General features: G+C 62.8%; 17 protein-coding genes and 1 pseudogene. 17 read left to right on the forward strand and 1 reads right to left on the reverse strand.

The genetic code is table 11. The annotated features are described in order from the left end of the window. The first annotated feature begins 114 nt into the window (after positions 1–114). From BN973_RS17155 to BN973_RS17240, 17 genes and pseudogenes are all read left to right on the forward strand, one after another. Positions 115–798, forward strand: a complete 684-nt coding sequence (locus BN973_RS17155) for a hypothetical protein (protein WP_232232104.1) — start codon at positions 115–117, stop codon at positions 796–798. After that, the gene (locus tag BN973_RS17160; protein ID WP_232232105.1) at positions 795–1559 is read left to right on the forward strand and encodes a hypothetical protein; all 765 of its coding nucleotides are present in this window, start codon (positions 795–797) and stop codon (positions 1557–1559) included. The genes BN973_RS17155 and BN973_RS17160 overlap by 4 nt, the downstream gene beginning before the upstream one ends. A gap of 47 nt (positions 1560–1606) precedes the next feature. Further along, positions 1607–2233, forward strand: coding sequence for a cytochrome c oxidase subunit 3 (locus tag BN973_RS17165; RefSeq protein WP_330981738.1), 627 nt, complete (start codon positions 1607–1609; stop codon positions 2231–2233). Positions 2234–2238: 5 nt separating this feature from the next. Continuing rightward, on the forward strand, positions 2239–2508 hold the full coding sequence (locus BN973_RS17170) for a cytochrome C oxidase subunit IV family protein (protein ID WP_036469619.1): 270 nt from the start codon (positions 2239–2241) through the stop codon (positions 2506–2508). Between the two features lie 163 nt (positions 2509–2671). Then, the gene (locus tag BN973_RS17175; protein WP_139830105.1) at positions 2672–3319 is read left to right on the forward strand and encodes a hypothetical protein; all 648 of its coding nucleotides are present in this window, start codon (positions 2672–2674) and stop codon (positions 3317–3319) included. A 288-nt stretch (positions 3320–3607) separates the two neighbouring features. Then, positions 3608–5137 carry a nitric oxide reductase activation protein NorD gene (locus BN973_RS17180; RefSeq protein WP_036469623.1) on the forward strand — a complete coding sequence of 510 codons (1530 nt, stop codon included), beginning with the start codon at positions 3608–3610 and terminating at the stop codon, positions 5135–5137. A 34-nt stretch (positions 5138–5171) separates the two neighbouring features. Then, entirely contained in the window at positions 5172–5966 is a 795-nt protein-coding gene (locus BN973_RS17185; RefSeq protein WP_036469624.1) for a CbbQ/NirQ/NorQ/GpvN family protein, read from the forward strand. A gap of 163 nt (positions 5967–6129) precedes the next feature. Next, positions 6130–6864: a hypothetical protein gene (locus BN973_RS17195; RefSeq protein ID WP_036469626.1), complete on the forward strand. Its 735-nt coding sequence runs from the start codon at positions 6130–6132 to the stop codon at positions 6862–6864. Between the two features lie 21 nt (positions 6865–6885). Further along, positions 6886–7317, forward strand: a complete 432-nt coding sequence (locus tag BN973_RS17200; protein WP_036469627.1) for a hypothetical protein — start codon at positions 6886–6888, stop codon at positions 7315–7317. After that, positions 7314–8367, forward strand: a pseudogene (locus BN973_RS17205) (NAD(P)H-dependent amine dehydrogenase family protein). The gene BN973_RS17200 and the pseudogene BN973_RS17205 overlap by 4 nt, the downstream one beginning before the upstream one ends. Positions 8368–8379: 12 nt before the next feature. Next, entirely contained in the window at positions 8380–9603 is a 1224-nt protein-coding gene (locus BN973_RS17210; RefSeq protein ID WP_036469628.1) for a cytochrome P450, read from the forward strand. A gap of 71 nt (positions 9604–9674) precedes the next feature. Beyond that, positions 9675–10094, forward strand: coding sequence for a hypothetical protein (locus BN973_RS17215; protein WP_036469629.1), 420 nt, complete (start codon positions 9675–9677; stop codon positions 10092–10094). After that, entirely contained in the window at positions 10091–11086 is a 996-nt protein-coding gene (locus BN973_RS17220; RefSeq protein ID WP_051641322.1) for an SDR family NAD(P)-dependent oxidoreductase, read from the forward strand. Before BN973_RS17215 ends, BN973_RS17220 begins: the two co-directional genes overlap by 4 nt. Next, positions 11083–12327 (forward strand): cytochrome P450, encoded by a 1245-nt coding sequence (locus BN973_RS17225; RefSeq protein WP_036469630.1) that lies wholly within the window; start codon positions 11083–11085, stop codon positions 12325–12327. Before BN973_RS17220 ends, BN973_RS17225 begins: the two co-directional genes overlap by 4 nt. A gap of 41 nt (positions 12328–12368) precedes the next feature. Next, entirely contained in the window at positions 12369–13550 is a 1182-nt protein-coding gene (locus tag BN973_RS17230) for a cytochrome P450 (RefSeq protein WP_036469631.1), read from the forward strand. Next, positions 13547–14626 carry an NAD(P)H-dependent amine dehydrogenase family protein gene (locus BN973_RS17235; protein WP_036469633.1) on the forward strand — a complete coding sequence of 360 codons (1080 nt, stop codon included), beginning with the start codon at positions 13547–13549 and terminating at the stop codon, positions 14624–14626. Before BN973_RS17230 ends, BN973_RS17235 begins: the two co-directional genes overlap by 4 nt. Then, positions 14627–15220, forward strand: coding sequence for a hypothetical protein (locus tag BN973_RS17240; protein ID WP_036469635.1), 594 nt, complete (start codon positions 14627–14629; stop codon positions 15218–15220). On the opposite strand, the gene BN973_RS17245 is transcribed toward BN973_RS17240, so the two are convergent. Beyond that, a complete protein-coding gene (locus BN973_RS17245) occupies positions 15208–17802 on the reverse strand; it encodes a sugar epimerase family protein (protein ID WP_036469637.1) in 2595 nt (864 codons plus the stop codon). The genes BN973_RS17240 and BN973_RS17245 overlap by 13 nt on opposite strands. Between the last annotated feature and the right edge of the window lie 2 nt (positions 17803–17804).

Genomic DNA, 17804 nt, shown 5'->3' on the forward strand with positions numbered 1-17804 from the left:
GGCAAATAGCTCGCGGCAAAAGGAAATTACATGGTAACCGTCAGCCGGCCACCCAGGGTGCCAGGCACCTCCATTGTGAAAACCCAGCTCCTTTGCCTTTGGACGGTCCCCACGATGGGGCTGGTGCTGCTGATCGCATTCGTCATGTTCCCCGGCTTCTTTCCACCCCTGTCGCCGACGCTGTCGGCGCAGCAAGTAGCGGATTTCTACCGAGACCATGCAGCGGAAGTCCGGTTCAGCATGGTGACGTTCAATCTCTTCGGTGTCATGCTGCTGCCGTTTTACGCCGTGATCGTCGTGCAGATGCAAAGGATGGCGACACCCAGCAAGGTGCTGGGTTACTGCTATCTGACGGCGGCCACCAGCGGCGTGACGGTATTCGCCATGGCCGACATCATGTGGCTGCTGGCCGCATTCAGGCCGGAGCGCAATCCCGAGCTGGTCCAACTGCTCAACGACATGGCATGGATGATCTTCATCGCTCCGGTGGGCATGATCGTCGTGCAAAACCTGTGCCTGGCATTCGCCGTCTTCCTGGACTCCGGTGATTCGCCGATCTTGCCGCGATGGGTCGCGCCTTTCAGCTTGGTCATTGCCGCCGCCATTACCCCCGCAGCCGGCGCATCGGTGGTGACAACAGGTCCGTTCGCCTGGAATGGCACGGTGTCGTTCTGGCTTCGACTGGTCGCGTTGGGCCTCTACGTGGCGGTGATGTTCTTCGTGTTGCGCAAGGCGGTGCTGCGGCAGGCACAAGATGCCGCCGAAACGGCGGACGTCGATCGGGCGCACCTACCATGACGCGCACCGCACCTCCGCCGGTCGCGACCGGCGGGCCGGCGGCCAGTCGCCGTGGGTGGCTCGCCGGTCCGAAGATCGATCTGTGGGTGGTCTGGTGGACGATCCCGATTTTCTATGCGCTCCAAGGCATCATCTATGTCCCGCTGACCGGACTGATGCCGCCTCGCCGCCCCGACATCTCCGCCCAACAGGTCGCGGACTTCTTCGAGCATCAGTCCCTTGGCATCAAGATCGGGTTCGGATCGCTCATGGTGATCGCAGGCTTCGTCGGGCCGGCCAACGGCCTGATCGCCTACCAGATTCGGCGCATGACAGTGCATCCGATTTTTGCCTATGCGTTCATCGCAACTCTGTCCGTCGGTGCCACGCCGGGATTTCTCTGGGGCGGCTTCGCATTCCTCACCGCGGTGCTGCGGCCGGGTCGCTCGCCCGAAACGCTGATGCTGCTGTACGACATGGCGTTCCTGTCGTACATCGGCTCCCTGGGCTGCTTCGCGGCGGCATGGGCGGTGCTGGGTGCGGCGATTCTTCTCGACAAAAACAAGATCTATCCAAAGTGGTTCGGCTACGCCACAATCTGGCAAATAGTCACCGAATTCCTGGCTGCCGTGGTCTTCAACTTCCACTCCGGCGCCTTCGCGTGGAATGGCTTGGTGGCGTTCTACATCGACACGGTCGTCTACGTCTTCTGGCAAGTCTGCCAGTTCTACGTCCTCTACCGGGCGATTCAGCAGCAGCCGGTCGACCAATTGCAGGCATAAGCCCATGCCCGGGTGCAGGTTTCGCGAGTTGGGAGTAGGACCGTTCCGTGAGTGATTCGCAACAGGCCGAACTGACATCCGACGATGCCGACGCGCGGCCCGCGGAGTCGGCCAACCAATCTCGGGTTCCCTATCTGCCTGGCGACGGGGCGATGTGGTTCTTCGTGCTGGGTGACATGATCATCTTCGGCTCCTACTTCATCGCATTCATGATCTTCCGTGCGCGTGAAACGAGCGCCTTCAACGCCGCCCAGCACGACTTATACCTCGACGTCGGTGTGGCCAATACGCTGCTGTTGCTGTTCAGTTCATGGCTCGCCGCTCGGGCCGTACTCGCGGCGCGCGACGACGACTGTGAACGCACAACACGCCTGCTCGCCGGGACGGGCGCCTGCGGCGCCGTCTTTATCGTGCTGAAGTTGCTCGAATGGTGGTTAGAGTTCAGCGCCGGCCACACCTTCCCGAGTAGCTCTTTCATGTCTTTCTATTTCGTCTTGACCGGTGTGCACATGTTGCACGTCATCATGGGATTGGTCATCTTGACGGTGATCACCATCCACATCCGCGCAAACGCCGATCGACGGGCGCAGGTGGTCGAGCAGGGCACGACCTACTGGCACATGGTGGATCTGCTGTGGGTGATCATCTTCGCGCTTCTCTACGTGCTGAGGTGACTGAAATGACTGATGCAAGACGCATTACCTATGTGTGGATCGTGCTATCGGCCGTCACGATCGTGACGTGGGTACTAGGTCACGCCGAAGAAGGATACGGGCGCGGCGCCACCACCGCGGTCGCGATGGTGGTCCTGGCTATCGCATTCATCAAGGTGCGCTTGATCATTCGGCAGTTCATGGAAGTGCGATCTGGCCCGCGCTGGCTACGTGTTTTCTGCGACGTCTGGATCGTAGTGCTGGCCGGAACAATCGTCGCGACATACCTATGGTGACGGCCCAACGGCAGCCTGACACTGACTTAAGTCAGTGCTATAGTCCACGCAAGTACGCAGTCAGCCCCAACGACGGGACGGGTTCGTGAATCTGCCGAAGCTGCAACCGCGCAGGGCGGGCGAGGTCGACTCTGCCCTGTCGGGCCAGACGTTCGACGAGCACATGGAACGTTCGGCGCGGGCCCAGCGCCAGGCGGACAAATGGCTCATTTCCGGCAGCCTCCTGATTGGCACCGCCGCCTTGGGCATCTTCGGGCTACCACTCTTCCTCCGGGGTGTACTCCTGCTGCGCCGGGCACATCGGAATGGACTCTCGGTTCGCCCGATGCTGGTCACCTTGCTGGGTTATCTGGTCATCATCGACGCCGCCATCAACACGGTGGGATGGGCTCTCGACTTGATGGGAAACCACACCCTGCTGGCCCGCGTGCTGCTGAACGGCTGGGGCAACATGTTCGATGCCGGCTACTTCTGGCACTACAACGAGCTCTGGGTCGGTGGCGCCGCGGGCCCGGGCGAAAAGGCGTGGGAAGTCGGGCTGATCCTCACGGTCTTCACGATGCGCATTGCCGCTGGGATCGGATTCCTGCAGATGAAGAGGTGGGGCCACCAGTGGATGGTCATCACCTGCTGGATGGGCGTGGTGATCTGGACCGGCTACGTCTTCAACATGACCATGTTCGCCGACGTGCGCTTTGCCGGCGTGGTACTGCCGGTCGTCGGCTGGTGGCTGTACGACATCTTCTACATCACCCCATTCCTCGCCATCCCCTATCTGCACTCGGTCAATCGCGAAATCTTTTCGGATTAGGCCTTGTGTTGACTTCAATCAGCAATTTCCACCAGGGAAGGCGGACAATGACGTCACCGGCCGCCAGTCGGGTGGTTTCACCACGGGTCCAGTTCACGCGTCAGTCGGCTGGGAATTCCTCACTAAGGAGGTCAGACCATGGATTACGTCTGGGAGCTCTTGCGCTACGTCGCCGCGTGGGGCGGCACCGGCCTGATCATCTGGTTCTGGTACTGGATGTTTTCCAACATCGGGACGTTCTAGCCGTCCCCCGCCGATCGGGCCGCTGGGACGGGGGTGATCTGCACAATGGCTGAGCCGGCTGACCCCCAAGCGATGGTGCTCGAGCGAAGTTGCGCTGTGACGGCGGTCGCGTTGAGTGATCAACGCCGCGAGGGTGTTCGGCTCGTGACGGGTGAGCGACGTGTGTTCGGATTGAACGGAAGCCTTAAATTCGTTCATGTCCCCTATCCGGCACTGCGCGATTGGAATCGCAGGACCGTGACATGTGGTGTGGCCCTGCAATGTTCGCCATCAAAGGAGCGCATTACCGAATATCGGCTGAATGAGCTGTCCGGTCGCGAACTGCGGGCGCTCGCCCTCGTCGAGGCCGGCGTTGCCCTTGGCTGGATCGCGTCGCGCTGGCCGGGTCTACTCCCCGAGGTGCAGCGTGTGCTGCCAGAAGTTCAGGTTGAAGCGGGCGACATGGATGCCGCGGAAATGCTCAAACGGGCAATCGCGTTGGCCGCCACGGAGCAGGCATTGACGGTGCACCCGCTGCTGGGTCATCTACCCCTGGCATACACGATGCCGCAGGGATTGACCGACAAGTTGCGGCGCAGCTTCGGCCGAATGCCTTGGACCACAACGCAGAAGCGTCTTCCCCGGCCGTACTCCGTGCCGGTGGGCGGCGATGGGGGCGTCCGCAACCCGAACCTGCCGCCACCCAGCCGGCCGCAAGACAACGACCTCGACATCACCCCGGACCACCGTCCCGGCATTCCGTATCCCGAGTGGAATGCGTGGACGAAGAGCTTTATGCATGACCACGTCGCGGTTCTGGAGCGCGCACACGCCAGTCACAGCCGTCAACCCGTCGCCATCTCGGCAGACCTCCGCAAATGGTTCGAAGAACACACCCACCGCACGATGAAGAATCGACTCGAAGACGGCTCCGATCTGGACGTCGACCAATATGTACGACACTACATCGACACCGCGACCGGCGAGGCGACCGAACCCCGCATTTTTCGCGAACTGTTGCCCAGCAATCGCGACGTCACCACGGCACTCCTGCTCGATGGGAGTTCGTCCTTGGGCGTGCACGGCGGGCGAATCTTCCGGCTCGAACTAGCTTGTGCCGACGCGCTTTCACGCGCAATGAACCGTGCCCGCGAACGGCACGGCATCTTCGTGTTCACCGGAAACACCCGGCACCGAGTCGATGTTCGTTGCCTGAAGAACTTCGAGGATCCGCGATTTGTGCCACCCAGCAGTCTCGGGCTACAGACCGGCGGATACACGCGACTCGGTGCGCCGCTTCGTCATTTGACGAGTCGGCTACTGGCCCAGCCGTCGGAGCGGCGCCTGTTGATCGTCATCGGTGACGGCCTGATTTCCGATGAAGGGTACGAGGGGCGATACGCCTGGGCGGATGCCGCACACGCGGTCGAGGAGGCCAGTGACGCGGGAGTGTCGATGTACTACGTCGGCGTCGGGCCCACGCGAGTCGATCCCCTGCCAGAGGTGTTCGGGCCGCGCCGGTCTCAGCGCATCCGACGGGTCGAGGAGCTTCCGCGCGTGCTGGCCCACGTCCACCGTGAGCTTGTCGCCGCATGATCCACCGCCAGCCTCCTCCGAAAAAGGGTCACCGATGACCAACGAAACATATTTCGCGAACGGCAACGAAGTTCAGCTGTTCGAATTGGCCTTTCAACGGCGCATACCGGTCATGCTCACCGGACCGACGGGGTGTGGCAAGACCCGGCTGGTCGAGCACATGGGAGTGCTATTACAGCGGCCGGTCGTCACGATCAGCTGCCACGACGACCTCACCAGCTCGGACCTCGTCGGCCGATTCATGGTGACCGGTGGTGACGTCGTATGGACCGATGGCCCGCTGACCCGGGCGGTGAAGGCCGGTGCGATCTGTTACCTGGACGAAGTCGTGGAGGCCCGCCACGACTCCTTGGCCATCCTGCATTCGCTCACCGATCACCGCCGCGCCCTCTACCTCGACCGTGCCGACGAAATCGTCGAAGCACCAGACTCTTTCATGCTGGTGTGCTCCTACAACCCTGCCTATCGCAGCTCGCTGAAGGAACTCAAACCATCCTTTCGTCAGCGATTCGTCACGATGCCGATGGACTATCTGCCCGCAGATCGTGAGGCGGAGGTCATCGTCGCCGAGGCCGGCGTGGAACTGGCAACGGCCACCCGGCTTGTCGAGTGCGCGATCGCCATCCGCACCGCGGACGAAGCGTTTCATTTCGAGCCACCGTCGACCCGAGTCTTGGTCACCGCGGCTCAGTTAATCGCCGCAGGTGCAACAGAAATGGAGGCTGCTCAAGCCTGCATCCTTGCCCCGCTCAGCACCGACGGCGCCATCACCGATGGGCTGCGTGAAGTTGCGGCGGCCAGGCTAGCCACCTCGAACACCTCGCCTTAAGCAAAGCCCAGCAAGGCTTAGGAAAGGAGCAAACCCGCATGGACCAACAGGAACAGAAGCGCAAGAGGGCGCTCATCGTCTTCCAAGTAGTCATATATGGCTACCTGCTAGTGATGTTCGGAGTCCAGCTCTACATGTCCTTCGCTCGAGGGTGGTGGGACCTGTGAATCTTCCTCTGAAGAACCGGCTTTCCGGCAACGGGTCCACCACGTCTCCTGCGGCCGAAGACTCAGTAAGCCTAGAAGATCACCACGACGCATCCCGCCTGGCCCAGCGGCGGGCCGACAAATGGATGATCGTCGGTGCCGCCTTGATGGGCATGTGGGCTCCGGGTCTGATCGGGTTTCCCATTTTCATGCGCGGGGTGTATCTGCAGCGTCAAGCCCTGCGGGCCGGTCTGTCGGTGCGGCCGATGATCGTGACCCTGATCGGTTATCTGACCCTGATCGATGGCATGCTCAACAGTCTGGGCTGGGCCCTGGACCTGGTTGCCAACCACACCTTGATCAACCGGGTGCTGATGGTCGGCTGGGGCAACATGTTCGACGCCGGCTACTTCTGGCACTACAACGAGCTGTGGGTCGGCGGCGCGGCGGGGCCGGGCGAAAAAGCTTATGTGGCAGGGCTGATCCTCACGGTGTTCTCCATGCGGGTGGCCGCCGCGATCGGCTTCCTGCAGATGAAGCGCTGGGGCCAACAGTGGATGATCATCACCTGCTGGATGGGCGTGGTGATCTGGTCCGCCTACGTCTTCAACATGACGATGTTCGCCGATGTGCGCTACGCCGGTGTGGTGTTTCCGGTCATCGGCTGGTGGCTGTACGACATCTTCTACATCACCCCATTCCTCGCGATTCCGTACCTACATACGGTCAACCGCGAAATCTTCTCCGACTGAACAGGTTTAAGGAGCATAACGATGAGCGCACCGTCACCCACCGAGGAAAAGGACCCCGCTGCCGGGCTCGAGCCGGGGACCACACCGTACTACGCGCGAATGCACAAGTGGATCAAGCGGGCCGTGCTGATCTGCCTGGTGGCACTGGTGATCGAAGGGGCGTTCACCTTGCCTTTCATGGCGGTCTACTACGGGTACCCCACGCTGAGTCTGACCGAAATCTGCAGCGAGTTGCTGAAGATTCGGTACTCCAACGACACCCTGGAGTGCAAGTACCCCTACCCGCCCCTCGGACCGCCCGAGGGAGCCGAGGGCAAGGCCACCGCGCAAGACATCTGGGGAATCCAGCCGATTCCTAAATACCACCGGCTCGGATTCCGCGAACTGGTCCGCATCCACAACGACCGGCTGGCTCGCCAGGCGGCTCAACAGCATGCGGGGTCGCACCCTTGACGTACCGCGTCGTTCAGTGGACGACGGGGAACGTGGGCAAGAAGTCAGTCCACGCGATCGCCGAGAATTCACAGTTGGAACTAGTGGGCTGCTACGCGTGGTCGCCCGACAAGGTCGGCCACGACGTCGGCGAGCTGTGCGGCATCAATCCGATGGGCGTGCACGCGACCGACAACGTCGATGCGCTCCTGGGGATCAAGCCCGATTGTGTTGTCTACAACCCGATGTTCGCCAGTGTCGACGAAGTGACGCGCATCCTCGAAGCGGGAATCAACGTTGTGACCACGTCGGAGTTCATCACCGGGCACCAGCTGGGAAGTGATCGTGAACGGATCGTCCAAGCATGCGCTCGCGGCGGTTCGACCATCTTCGGCAGCGGCATCAACCCGGGATTCATCCAGCTCTTCGCGATCGTCACGGCCGGTATCTCCGACCGGGTGGACCGGATCTCGATTGTCGAGTCGTTCGACACGACCATCTACAACTCTCCAGGCAACAGAGATACCGATGGGTTTCGGCTATCCGATCGACCAGCCCGATCTGCGCGCCATTACCGAGAAGGGCTCCGGCATCTTCCGCGAGGCGGTGCTGCTCGTCGCCGACGCGCTCGGAGTCGAACTTGACGAGGTGCGCTGTGAGGCCGAATACGCGCACACCACCGAAGATTTGGTGCTGCCCGGAGACTGGACCATCAAAAAGGGTTGCGTCGCGGGCATCGACGTCCGGTGGAAGGGATTTGTCGGTGCACGCGGTGTGGTCGAGGTTCGCGGGGTGTGGACCAAAGGTCAATCCCTGGAACCGGCTTGGTCGACAGATTTCGGCTACACCGTTACGGTGCAGGGCCGACCAACGATCAAGAGCACACTAAGTTTTGAGCCTCCGACGGATTTTCGAGCCGAAACGATCGAAGACTACATCATGCTCGGTTTGACCATCACCGCCATGCCGGCTATCACGGCGATACCGGCCGTGGTCGCGGCTCCACCCGGCATCGCCACCTACAACGACCTGCCCCTGTTGCTTCCGCGGGGAGTGTTGGCGCGCGACTGAAAGGACCCGCAAGTGACCACCGCCACCAATGCGCCCAGCATCTTCGAGGCTGGACTTCCGGCGCTCGAGTATGACGTCACCGAATCGCCGCATGCGGTCTGGGACCGGATTCGGACCGCACAAGAGCGGGCTCCGATCGCCATCGGTCCGCTCGGCCCCGAGGTGCTTTCCTACGATCTCTGTCGAAATATTCTGCGCGACAACCGATTCGTGATTCCCCCGGGTCTTCACTTGAGCGCGCAAGGCGTCACGTCGGGACCGCTCTGGGACAGGGTCGTCGGGAGCATCATCTGCGCGGGAGGGGCCGAACACCATCGGTTGCGAAGTCTGGTGTCGCGGGCATTCACGCCTCGGGCCATCACGCGTCTGGACGAAACGATCGCCGAAGTTCTCAACGAGCTGATCGACGGCGTTGCCACCATGGGCCGCTGTGACGTCGTCACCGATATCGCCCGGCACTATCCCATCCCGATCATCTGCGCCCTGCTTGGTGCCCCACGCGCGGATTGGTCGCAGTTTGACCGATGGGCCGAAGAAATCTTCAAAATGGTCAACTTCTCGGTCAATCTGGTCGACGAAATGCCATCCGTCCTTCGAGGTTGGGCTGAAATGGACGCGTATGTCGACGAGATGATCGCTGACCGGCGACACCAGCTGACCGACGACCTACTCTCCAATCTCATTCGCGCCGAGGACGCGGGCGACCGACTCAGCGCCGACGAATTGCGTTTGACGGTAGCCGGTTTGCTCCTTGCGGGAACCGATACCACCCGCAATCAGGTGGCCGCTTCCGTGCAGGTGCTGCTCGATCACCCCGAGCAGTGGGCGTTGCTGCGCGATCACCCGGACCTGGCCATGTCCGCGGTCGAGGAAAGCATGCGCCACTCCCCCGCCGTCTGCAATACCGTGCGCACCGTAAACGAGGATGCTGAGTTAGGCGGATACACCTTCCCCAGTGGCACCTACATCTTCGTGAATTCCTTTGCCGCCAACCGCGATCCCGCCACCTACCAGGATCCCGATTGCTTCGACATCACCCGTAAGGGAGCGCCGGCCGTGTTGACCTTTGGCGGTGGCACGCACTACTGCCTCGGCGCAAACCTCGCCAGACTGGAGCTGGCGGAAGGACTGAAGATGTTGGCACACCGCATGCCCGACGCCCGTCGAACGGGGCCGGCCCCGTGGAAACCGATGCTCGGCATGAGTGGGCCAACCACTCTGCCCATCGAGTTCTGATCGCGATGACGCGTCCTGGCCGCGAGGTCCATCTCCCAGATCCCTCTCTCGATCCTGCACGGAGGTCACAGATGAATGATTCACCGTCGCGGTTGCATCACGTCGTCTTCGCGGTAGCCCGTGAGCGACACGAGACTGTGGGACAGCTATTTACCGAGCTGGGCTTCACCTTCGAAACCATCGCCTTGGACGAACTCGGGATTCGAGTGCTGTTGGATTGGAATCGAGGCATCGAGCTGATCAGCCCGAACCCGGAATCGACTGCAGAGGTTGCTGTTTCGGTCACCGAGTTCCTCGCGAGTCGCGGTGATGGCGTTTTCACCGTGGTCGTCCAGGTTCCCGGAGCGTCGGCGGCTGAGGATATTGCCAAGCGTTACGGCTCGATAACTCGCTTCCGGCAAGGCTTCGAGGGCGAAGGTAACTATCTCGAAGAAATCGACTTGTCGGTGTTGGGCCTGCCCCTGACCTTTCTGTCGACCAACCTGCCATGAGCGAGCTGCGGTTCGACGGCCAGGTTGCCATCGTGACGGGCGCTGGCGGCCAAAACCCAAGTCTGGGGCGGTGTCACGCCACCCTACTCGCCGAACGGGGAGCCAAAGTCGTCGTCAATGACCTTGGCGTGGGACCTGACGGACGCGGCATCCTCCGGGCGAACGCGGAGCAGGTCGCCAACGAGATTCGTGACGCCGGCGGCGAGGCGGTCGCCGATCAGCACAGTGTCGCCGAGGAGGACAGCGCCCGCCAGGTCGTGGCGACGGCGCTGAACACGTGGGGACGGCTCGACATCCTCGTGAACAACGCCGGTGTCTGCTTCATGGCACGCTTCGACGAAATCTCCAGTGACGATATTCGCAACGTCATCGACGTCCATTTGATGGGAACCATCTGGATGTGCCGGGCGGCGTGGCCGCATATGCGCGAGGCGGGGTACGGACGGATCGTGAACACCACGTCCGGAGCGATGTTCGGGATCGAGAACCTGTCTATCTACGGCGCGGCCAAGAGTGGCATTTTCGGATTGACCCGCGGATTAGCGGTCGAGGGAGCCGAATTCGGTATCACGGTCAATGCATTGGGACCGGCCGCAAATACCACGGCCATCCGCCACTTCAACGAGACTTCGGCGTTCACCGAGTTGATGGAAAATCACTTCCCCACCACGCTGATCTCGCCGGCTGTCGCCTACCTTGCGCACCAATGTTGTGAGCTTTCCGGCGCCAACCTCGAAGCCGCCGCCGGCAACGTCGGGCTACGCGTGTTCGGCCAGACCGCGGGATACACCGACACCGACCTCACCGTCGAGAACGTGCGCGACAACCTCGCAGTGATCGTCGACAAGAGTACGGCGACGATGTTCCCCGACCCGGGCGAGGTGCCGCCCGGCCCGACCGGCGCGGTGCAGCTCGGCGCCGTTTTCAAGCCCTACCAGCCCAGTGAACCGTTGCCCGCCAGCGGTATTCGTTACAGCCAGGAGAGATCATGACCGTCGGTACGGCAAAGCCAAGCATCTTTGATGCCGATCTGCCGGTATTGGACTACGCCGTCACGGACACACCGCAGCAGATCTATCCGCAGTTTCGGGCTGCTCAGCAAGTCGCACCGATCGCGCTGGGTCCAGTGGGCCCAGAGACGCTCTCGTATGAGCTCGCGCGAACCGTGCTGGGCGACCCACGGTTCGGGATCCCTCCGGGCATTCACCTCACGGCGCACGGGGTGACGTCAGGTGAATTGTGGGACCGCGTCGTCGCCAGCATCCTCTGCATGGAAGGTACCGAACACCGCCGGTTGCGCAGCTTGGTGTCAAAGGCCTTCACCCCGCGGGCAACCGCACGCATGGACAGCACGATCCACGCCGTCATCAACGAACTCACCGATGCCGTTGTCGCGGCAGGGAATTGCGAGTTCGTCGAGGAGATCGCGCGGCCCTATCCCATTCCCGTCATCTGCGCCCTGCTGGGTGCGCCGCGGGAAGACTGGCAGTTGTTCTCGACATGGGCAGAGGACATATTCAAGATCGTCAGCTTCGACTGCAATCTTGCCGAGGAAGAGCCCAAGGTCCTGAAGGCCTGGGACGCTTTTGACGAATACATCGATGGAATGATCGCCGAGCGGCGCAAGTCTCTTACCGACGACCTCCTCTCCGAGCTCATCCGAGCCGAAGACCGCGGCGACCGCCTTAATGCCTCTGAAGTCCGGATGCTGGCGTTCAGCATCCTGGTAGCCGGAACCGATACCACCCGTACGCAATTGGCGGCGTCGATGCAAGTTCTGAGTGAGCATCCCGAACAGTGGGCGCTGCTTCGCGACAACCCCGAGCTCGGGATGAAAGCCGTCGAGGAAACCATGCGGCACTCTCCGTCGATGTGTAGCACCCTCCGGAGCGCCATAGATGACGTCACGATCGGCGAGTACACCTTCCCGGCCGGCACGTTCATTATCGTGAATACCTATGCCGCCAATAGGGATCCGTCCATCTACGACGATCCCACGCGGTTCGATATCACTCGCAACGACCCACCGCCGATCCTCACCTTCGGTGGAGGCGCTCACTATTGCCTCGGTGCAAACCTCGCCAGACGGGAACTCTCCGAAGCACTGAAGATTCTCGCCCACCGTTTGCCGCACCCGCGGTGCACCGAAAACCCACCGTGGCGACCACTTCTCGGCATGAGCGGACCCACGCGACTCCAACTCGAGTTCGATACGTCCGCCGCCGCGGAATAGACGATCATTTTCCGCTTTCCGCCAACCGAAAGGAACAAGGAATGGCCGACTCTCGAAGCATTCCAGAGTTCGACTCGGCCGATCTGCCGATGTCGTTCGACCGGGGCGTCGGCTGGGCGGCATTGCGCGATGCTGGCCCGGTGGTGTTGAGTGACGGTTGGTACGCCCTAACTCGTCGAGCTGATGTGCTTGCCGCACTGCGCAATCCGAGCGTCTTTTCCTCCAAGAAAGCGTTCGAGGTGGTCGGTAGCCCGTTACCGCTGGTGCCGGCGGCGCTGGATCCCCCAGAGCACACCCGGATCCGACGGATCCTGCATCCGTTCTTCGGTCCGCAGGCGCTGTCGGTGATACTGCCCTCGATTCAGGCGCAGGCGATCGACATCATCGACGCGATCGGGCGCCGCGACGAGTGTGAGGTGATGGCCGAACTCGCCACTCCCTATCCGTCCCAGGTCTTCTTGACGCTGTTCGGCCTCCCGCTAGAAGATCGGGAGCGGCTCATCCGGTGGAAGGATGCCATCATCGAGCTGAGCATGCCGAATGCCGCAGGCCAGGAGCCTGATCTGACACCGGCTTTGGAATTGTTCAGCTACCTGACCGAGGCGGTCGCCGAGCATCGGCAGAATCCAGGCGACGATGTCCTTTCACAAGTGCTATTGGGCGAGGATTCGCTCACTGACGACGAGGCCCTGGGCATGGCCTTCTTCTTCGTGCTGGCTGGACTGGACACAGTTACCTCAGCAATCGGGGCGGCAATGCTCGAGCTGGCCCGCCGTCCCGACATCCGCCGCAATCTCTGCGAAAACCCAAGCCAAATCCGCGTTTTCGTCGAGGAGATCGTTCGACTGGAGTCGTCGGCTCCGGTCGTCCCCCGGGTGACGACCGAGGATGTCACCGTGGCCGGTGTGACGTTGCCAGCTGGCTCGCGGGTGCGGCTGTGCTTGGGCGCAATCAACCGAGACGGTAGCGATGCGATATCCGGTGATGACCTCGTGATGGACGGCAAGGTGCACAAGCACTGGGGCTTCGGCGGCGGCCCGCACCGCTGCGTGGGGTCCCATCTGGCGCGAATGGAAATGAACGTCGTCGTGACCGAATGGCTGAAGCGTGTACCTCATTTCGAGCTCGCCCCGGGGTACCGGCCCGAGATCATCTGGCCCTCCCCGACCAGCACGCTGCCCCGACTACCGGTGCGCATTCTCGACAAGGAGCCACAACCGTGACCTCGAAGCCTGACGAGCAATTCCCCCTCCGAATTGTTCAGTGGACCACCGGAAGCGTCGGCAAGCGGTCGGTGCGGGCAGTCGCCTCCAATCCCACCCTCGAACTAGTGGGGTGCTACGCCTGGTCACCAGACAAGGTCGGCCGCGACGTCGGCGAGTTGGCCGGCATCGATCCGCTGGGCGTCGCAGCGACCGACGACATCGACGCCCTGATCGAATTGCAACCTGACTGCGTCATATACAACCCAATGTGGCCGGACGTCGACCATCTCGTCCACATCCTGTCGGCCGGGATCAACGTGGTGACCACCGCCGCCTTCATCACCGGCCACACCTTCGGCGACGGTCGCGACCGCATCATCGAGGCATGCGAACGCGGTGGCACAACCATTTTCGGCAGTGGCATAAACCCTGGATTCGCCGAGATGATGGCCATCATGTCGTCCACGATCTGCGATCGGATCGACAAGATCACCATCACCGAGTCCGGAGATAGCACCTTGTACGACTCGCCAGCAACCGAAATGCCGGCGGGCTTCGGTCAACCCATCGACAATCCGGACCTGCAGGCGATGACCGCGGAAGGCACAGGCGTGTTCCGCGAGGCATTGCTGATGATGGCCGATGCGTTGGGTGTCGAGCTTGATGAGGTTCGATGCGAAGCCGAATACGCGCAAACCACAGAGGATCTCGATCTTCCCGGTCCGTGGAGAATTGAAAAGGGCTGTGTTGCGGGCATCGACGCACGCTGGAGAGGGTTTGTCGGCGAGCGCGACGTCGTCGAGATCCGCGTCCGGTGGCGCAAGGGTCAGACGTTGGAGCCCGACTGGAAGCTGGACACCATGGGCTATGAACTCGAGGTCCAGGGACAACCCACGGTCAAGACGTCGATCCAGCTGCTCCCACCGCCGGACTTCGCGTTCGAAACGTTGGCGGATTTCATGGTGCTGGGCATGATTATCACGGCCATGCCCGCGGTCAACGCGATTGCAGCCGTAGTCGCAGCGGCGCCGGGCATCGCCACCTACAACGACTTGCCGCTGACGCTGCCCCGCGGCGTGATGAGTGCCAAGTAGATGACATACAAAATCGATCCCGATGTGCTGGCTCGGGAATGCCGGCAGGTACTCGACCTTCCACTCGACAGCGGCGAACGGTTCTCGGCGCTTATCGAGCGGCTTTCACACGCCTACCCCGAGATCATCGAAAACCGACAGCGACGCTGGTTGGGAAGCAGGGCCGGCGGCATCTTGGGCAAGCTGACATTCCTGCACATCAGCTTCTCGGAGTATCTGTTGATCTTCGGTTGTCCCGCCGGGACACAGGGGTTTTCCGGAAGATACAACTACATGGAGCTTTACAAGGTCATTCTCGCGGGCCGATACACGACCTACAATCTGGAATCCGACCAGATCGGCGCAACCGTTTATACGCCCGGGGATCTCACTTACATGAAAAAGGGTGAGGCCAGGGGGCTGGAGATCGACTCAGGCTCATGGCATCTGGAGTATGGCCGTGGTCCGAACATCACCGCGATGCCTTTTGGTCTGATGGATACATTGGTCAGCTCAGTCGACGTGAAGCCGCTTGCGGCGACCACCAGCGAATACATGAGCTTTCTGAGTAGAGGTCTGCGCAACCGCCGGCGTTCGGCTGGTCAGAGCACCTGAATTTCTCCGGTGCTGCCGTCCACCTCGATCAGGGCGCCCGCCGGCAATGATCTGGTCGCCCCGTGAACATCCACGACACAGGGAAACCCGAATTCGCGGGCCACCACGGCGGCGTGTGACATCGGGCCGCCGAGTTCGGTCACCACGGCCGCGGCGTAGCAGAACGCCGCGGTGTACCCGACGTCGGTGACCTCGGCGACAAGGATCTCGCCGGGCTGCAGGTCGTCGATCGTCTCGGGCCGCACGATGCGCACCCGGCCGCGCACCCGGCCCCCGCACACGCCGACGCCGCGCAGGGTGTCTCCACTGGAAAGCACCGGCGCCGACGTGGTCGCCGGCTCCCAGCTTCCGCTGAAGACGGTCGGGACAGTGACGGTGGCCAGCCGGCGCTGCTCGGCCCGGCGCCGTGCCACCAGCCCCTTGATGTCGACGGGCGGGGCGTCGAGTTCGTCGATCAGTAGGTAGAACACATCGTCGGCGGAGTCGCAGAGACCGGCGCCGACCAGCCTGCGCCCGTACTCGCGCAGCAGACCGCGCAGCACCCAATTGGCCCGCACCACCTTGTCGCGACGAGCTTCCCGGTCGCGCAATTGCCGGGCGGCCAGCAACGCTACCGGCTTGGCCCGCAACGGAATCCGCGGCTGCGGTGGCTGCGGCGCGGCAGGTGCGCTCATCGCCCTGGCCACCATCCGGACCAACAGCTCCGGGTCGTCGGCGTAGCTGCTGGACAACATCTCGAGCTCTGCGGGCCCCCGGTGGCCGATCAACGCCAGCTCGGCCAGCAGCGCGGCGTGAAATTCCGGGGCGTCGACGGCCAGCTTGTCCAGCCGCTCCCCCGGTTCGCTCAACAGCCGGACCACGTTCGGATCGCGTTGCGCCGCAACCACCAACCGCTGCATGGCCTCGACCGATCGCGCACTGACCAATTCCGGCCCCGCGGCCGGGGAAGTGTCTCGACCACACAAGCCGCGCAGCAACACGTTGAACGCGGCGCACAGCATGAATGACGCCGAGGCCAGCACCCACCCGTGCACGACGAGGTCGCGGGCCAGCACGATCAGGCTGAGCAGCCGGCGATCGTCGAGTTGGGTCACATCGTCGGCCAGCCGCTCCAGGCGATCGACGTCGGCGATGAAGTCCTCGGTATCGCGGGAGGCACCGGAGCTCAGGCCCACCAGGTTGACACCGAACACCCCGATATTACGAGCGTTGCGCAATTGTTTTCGGGCCCAACCGATTTCGGATGGCCGTTGCTCACCGAATACCGGTAGCGAGGCCATGCTGGGGCCGAAGAACCCGCTGTTGCTGACGATCATCGACGGCTTGGCGAACGGCACGGTTTCGGCCATGAAGTGCGCCGACGTGATCGCCCCATACAACCGGTGGCCGAACACCGCGACGGTGCGCATGGCGATTTCGCGCTGGACCATGCCGCCCGGCCGCAGCCGCTCGGCAATGACCGCGCCCCCGGCACGCAACCCGCGGACGGTCGCCGATGCCGACGCCGGCGAAAACGGGCCCGGCAGCGCCTCGGACAGGTTGGTGGCCAAGAAGGTCGGAAAACGCGGGTCGATCGGGGTGTCGAACTCGCCGTTATCTCCTTGTGGGCCGGCTAGTCTCGGCGTCTCCCCGTCATCGGCTGCCGCATCGACGGCGGGCAGGTCCGCGACATTGGCCAGCCGCCACGGCAGCGAGACCACCCTAGTACCCAGCGCGATGCGACCGCGTACCGCCAGGGCGAAGTCCTCGATACATTCGTCGCAGTTCCATGCCGGCCGGAATCCCCACTCCTGGCGCAGCCGTGCGGTATCCATCAGCGGCGCACTTCGCACCCAGTCCCCCTCGCCGTCTCGTCCCCAAGCCCGCAACGGGCCGCGCAGCGAGACGATCGGGCGCCCGAGCGCGGCAGCGATCCGGCGGAACGTCTGCTCACCGTCGGCGGCGAGATTGATTGGGCCGTCGGTGATGCCGGTGTCCACGACGGCGCGGGTGAACAGTCGAAGCGCGTCGTCGAGGTGGACGACTTGCATACGCCGATCGCTGGACCGGTCGGGGAACGCCGGCGACGCCAGCAGCGCGCGCACCCAGTTGTCGACGTTGCGGCCGACGATCAGCGCCGAGCGTATCGCGACCCATTCGGCATCCGACGCGCCGAGCAGATCCTCGACGTGGGCCTGGTGGACACCGTCGGCCAGCACCGGAACCATCGGCTCCTGTTCGGTTTTCGGCGTGTCGGCGCGGCCGTAGACGTGCGCGGACGAAGCGAAAACGATGCGCCTGCAACCGGTTTCGGCCATCGCTTCCAGGACGTTGCGGGTGCCGCCGACGTTGACCTCGTGGCCGATACGTTGGTCGGGTCCGGGGCATCGTGCCCACGCCAGATGTGCGACGACGTCCGATCCGGTTATGCCGCGTTTGACCGCGCCCGCGTCCCGGATGTCGGCCTCGATGAAATCCGCGGCACTCGACCAGCTTTGCGGCCGGTGCCGGGCGATTCCCACGACCTGGTGGCCCTGACTGAGCAATCGGGCGGTGAGACCGCGGCCGAGCACACCGCCGGCCCCGGTGACCGCGACTCTCACTG

The organism is Mycobacterium triplex (assembly GCF_000689255.1).
GTDB classification, from domain to species: Bacteria; Actinomycetota; Actinomycetes; order Mycobacteriales; family Mycobacteriaceae; genus Mycobacterium; species Mycobacterium triplex.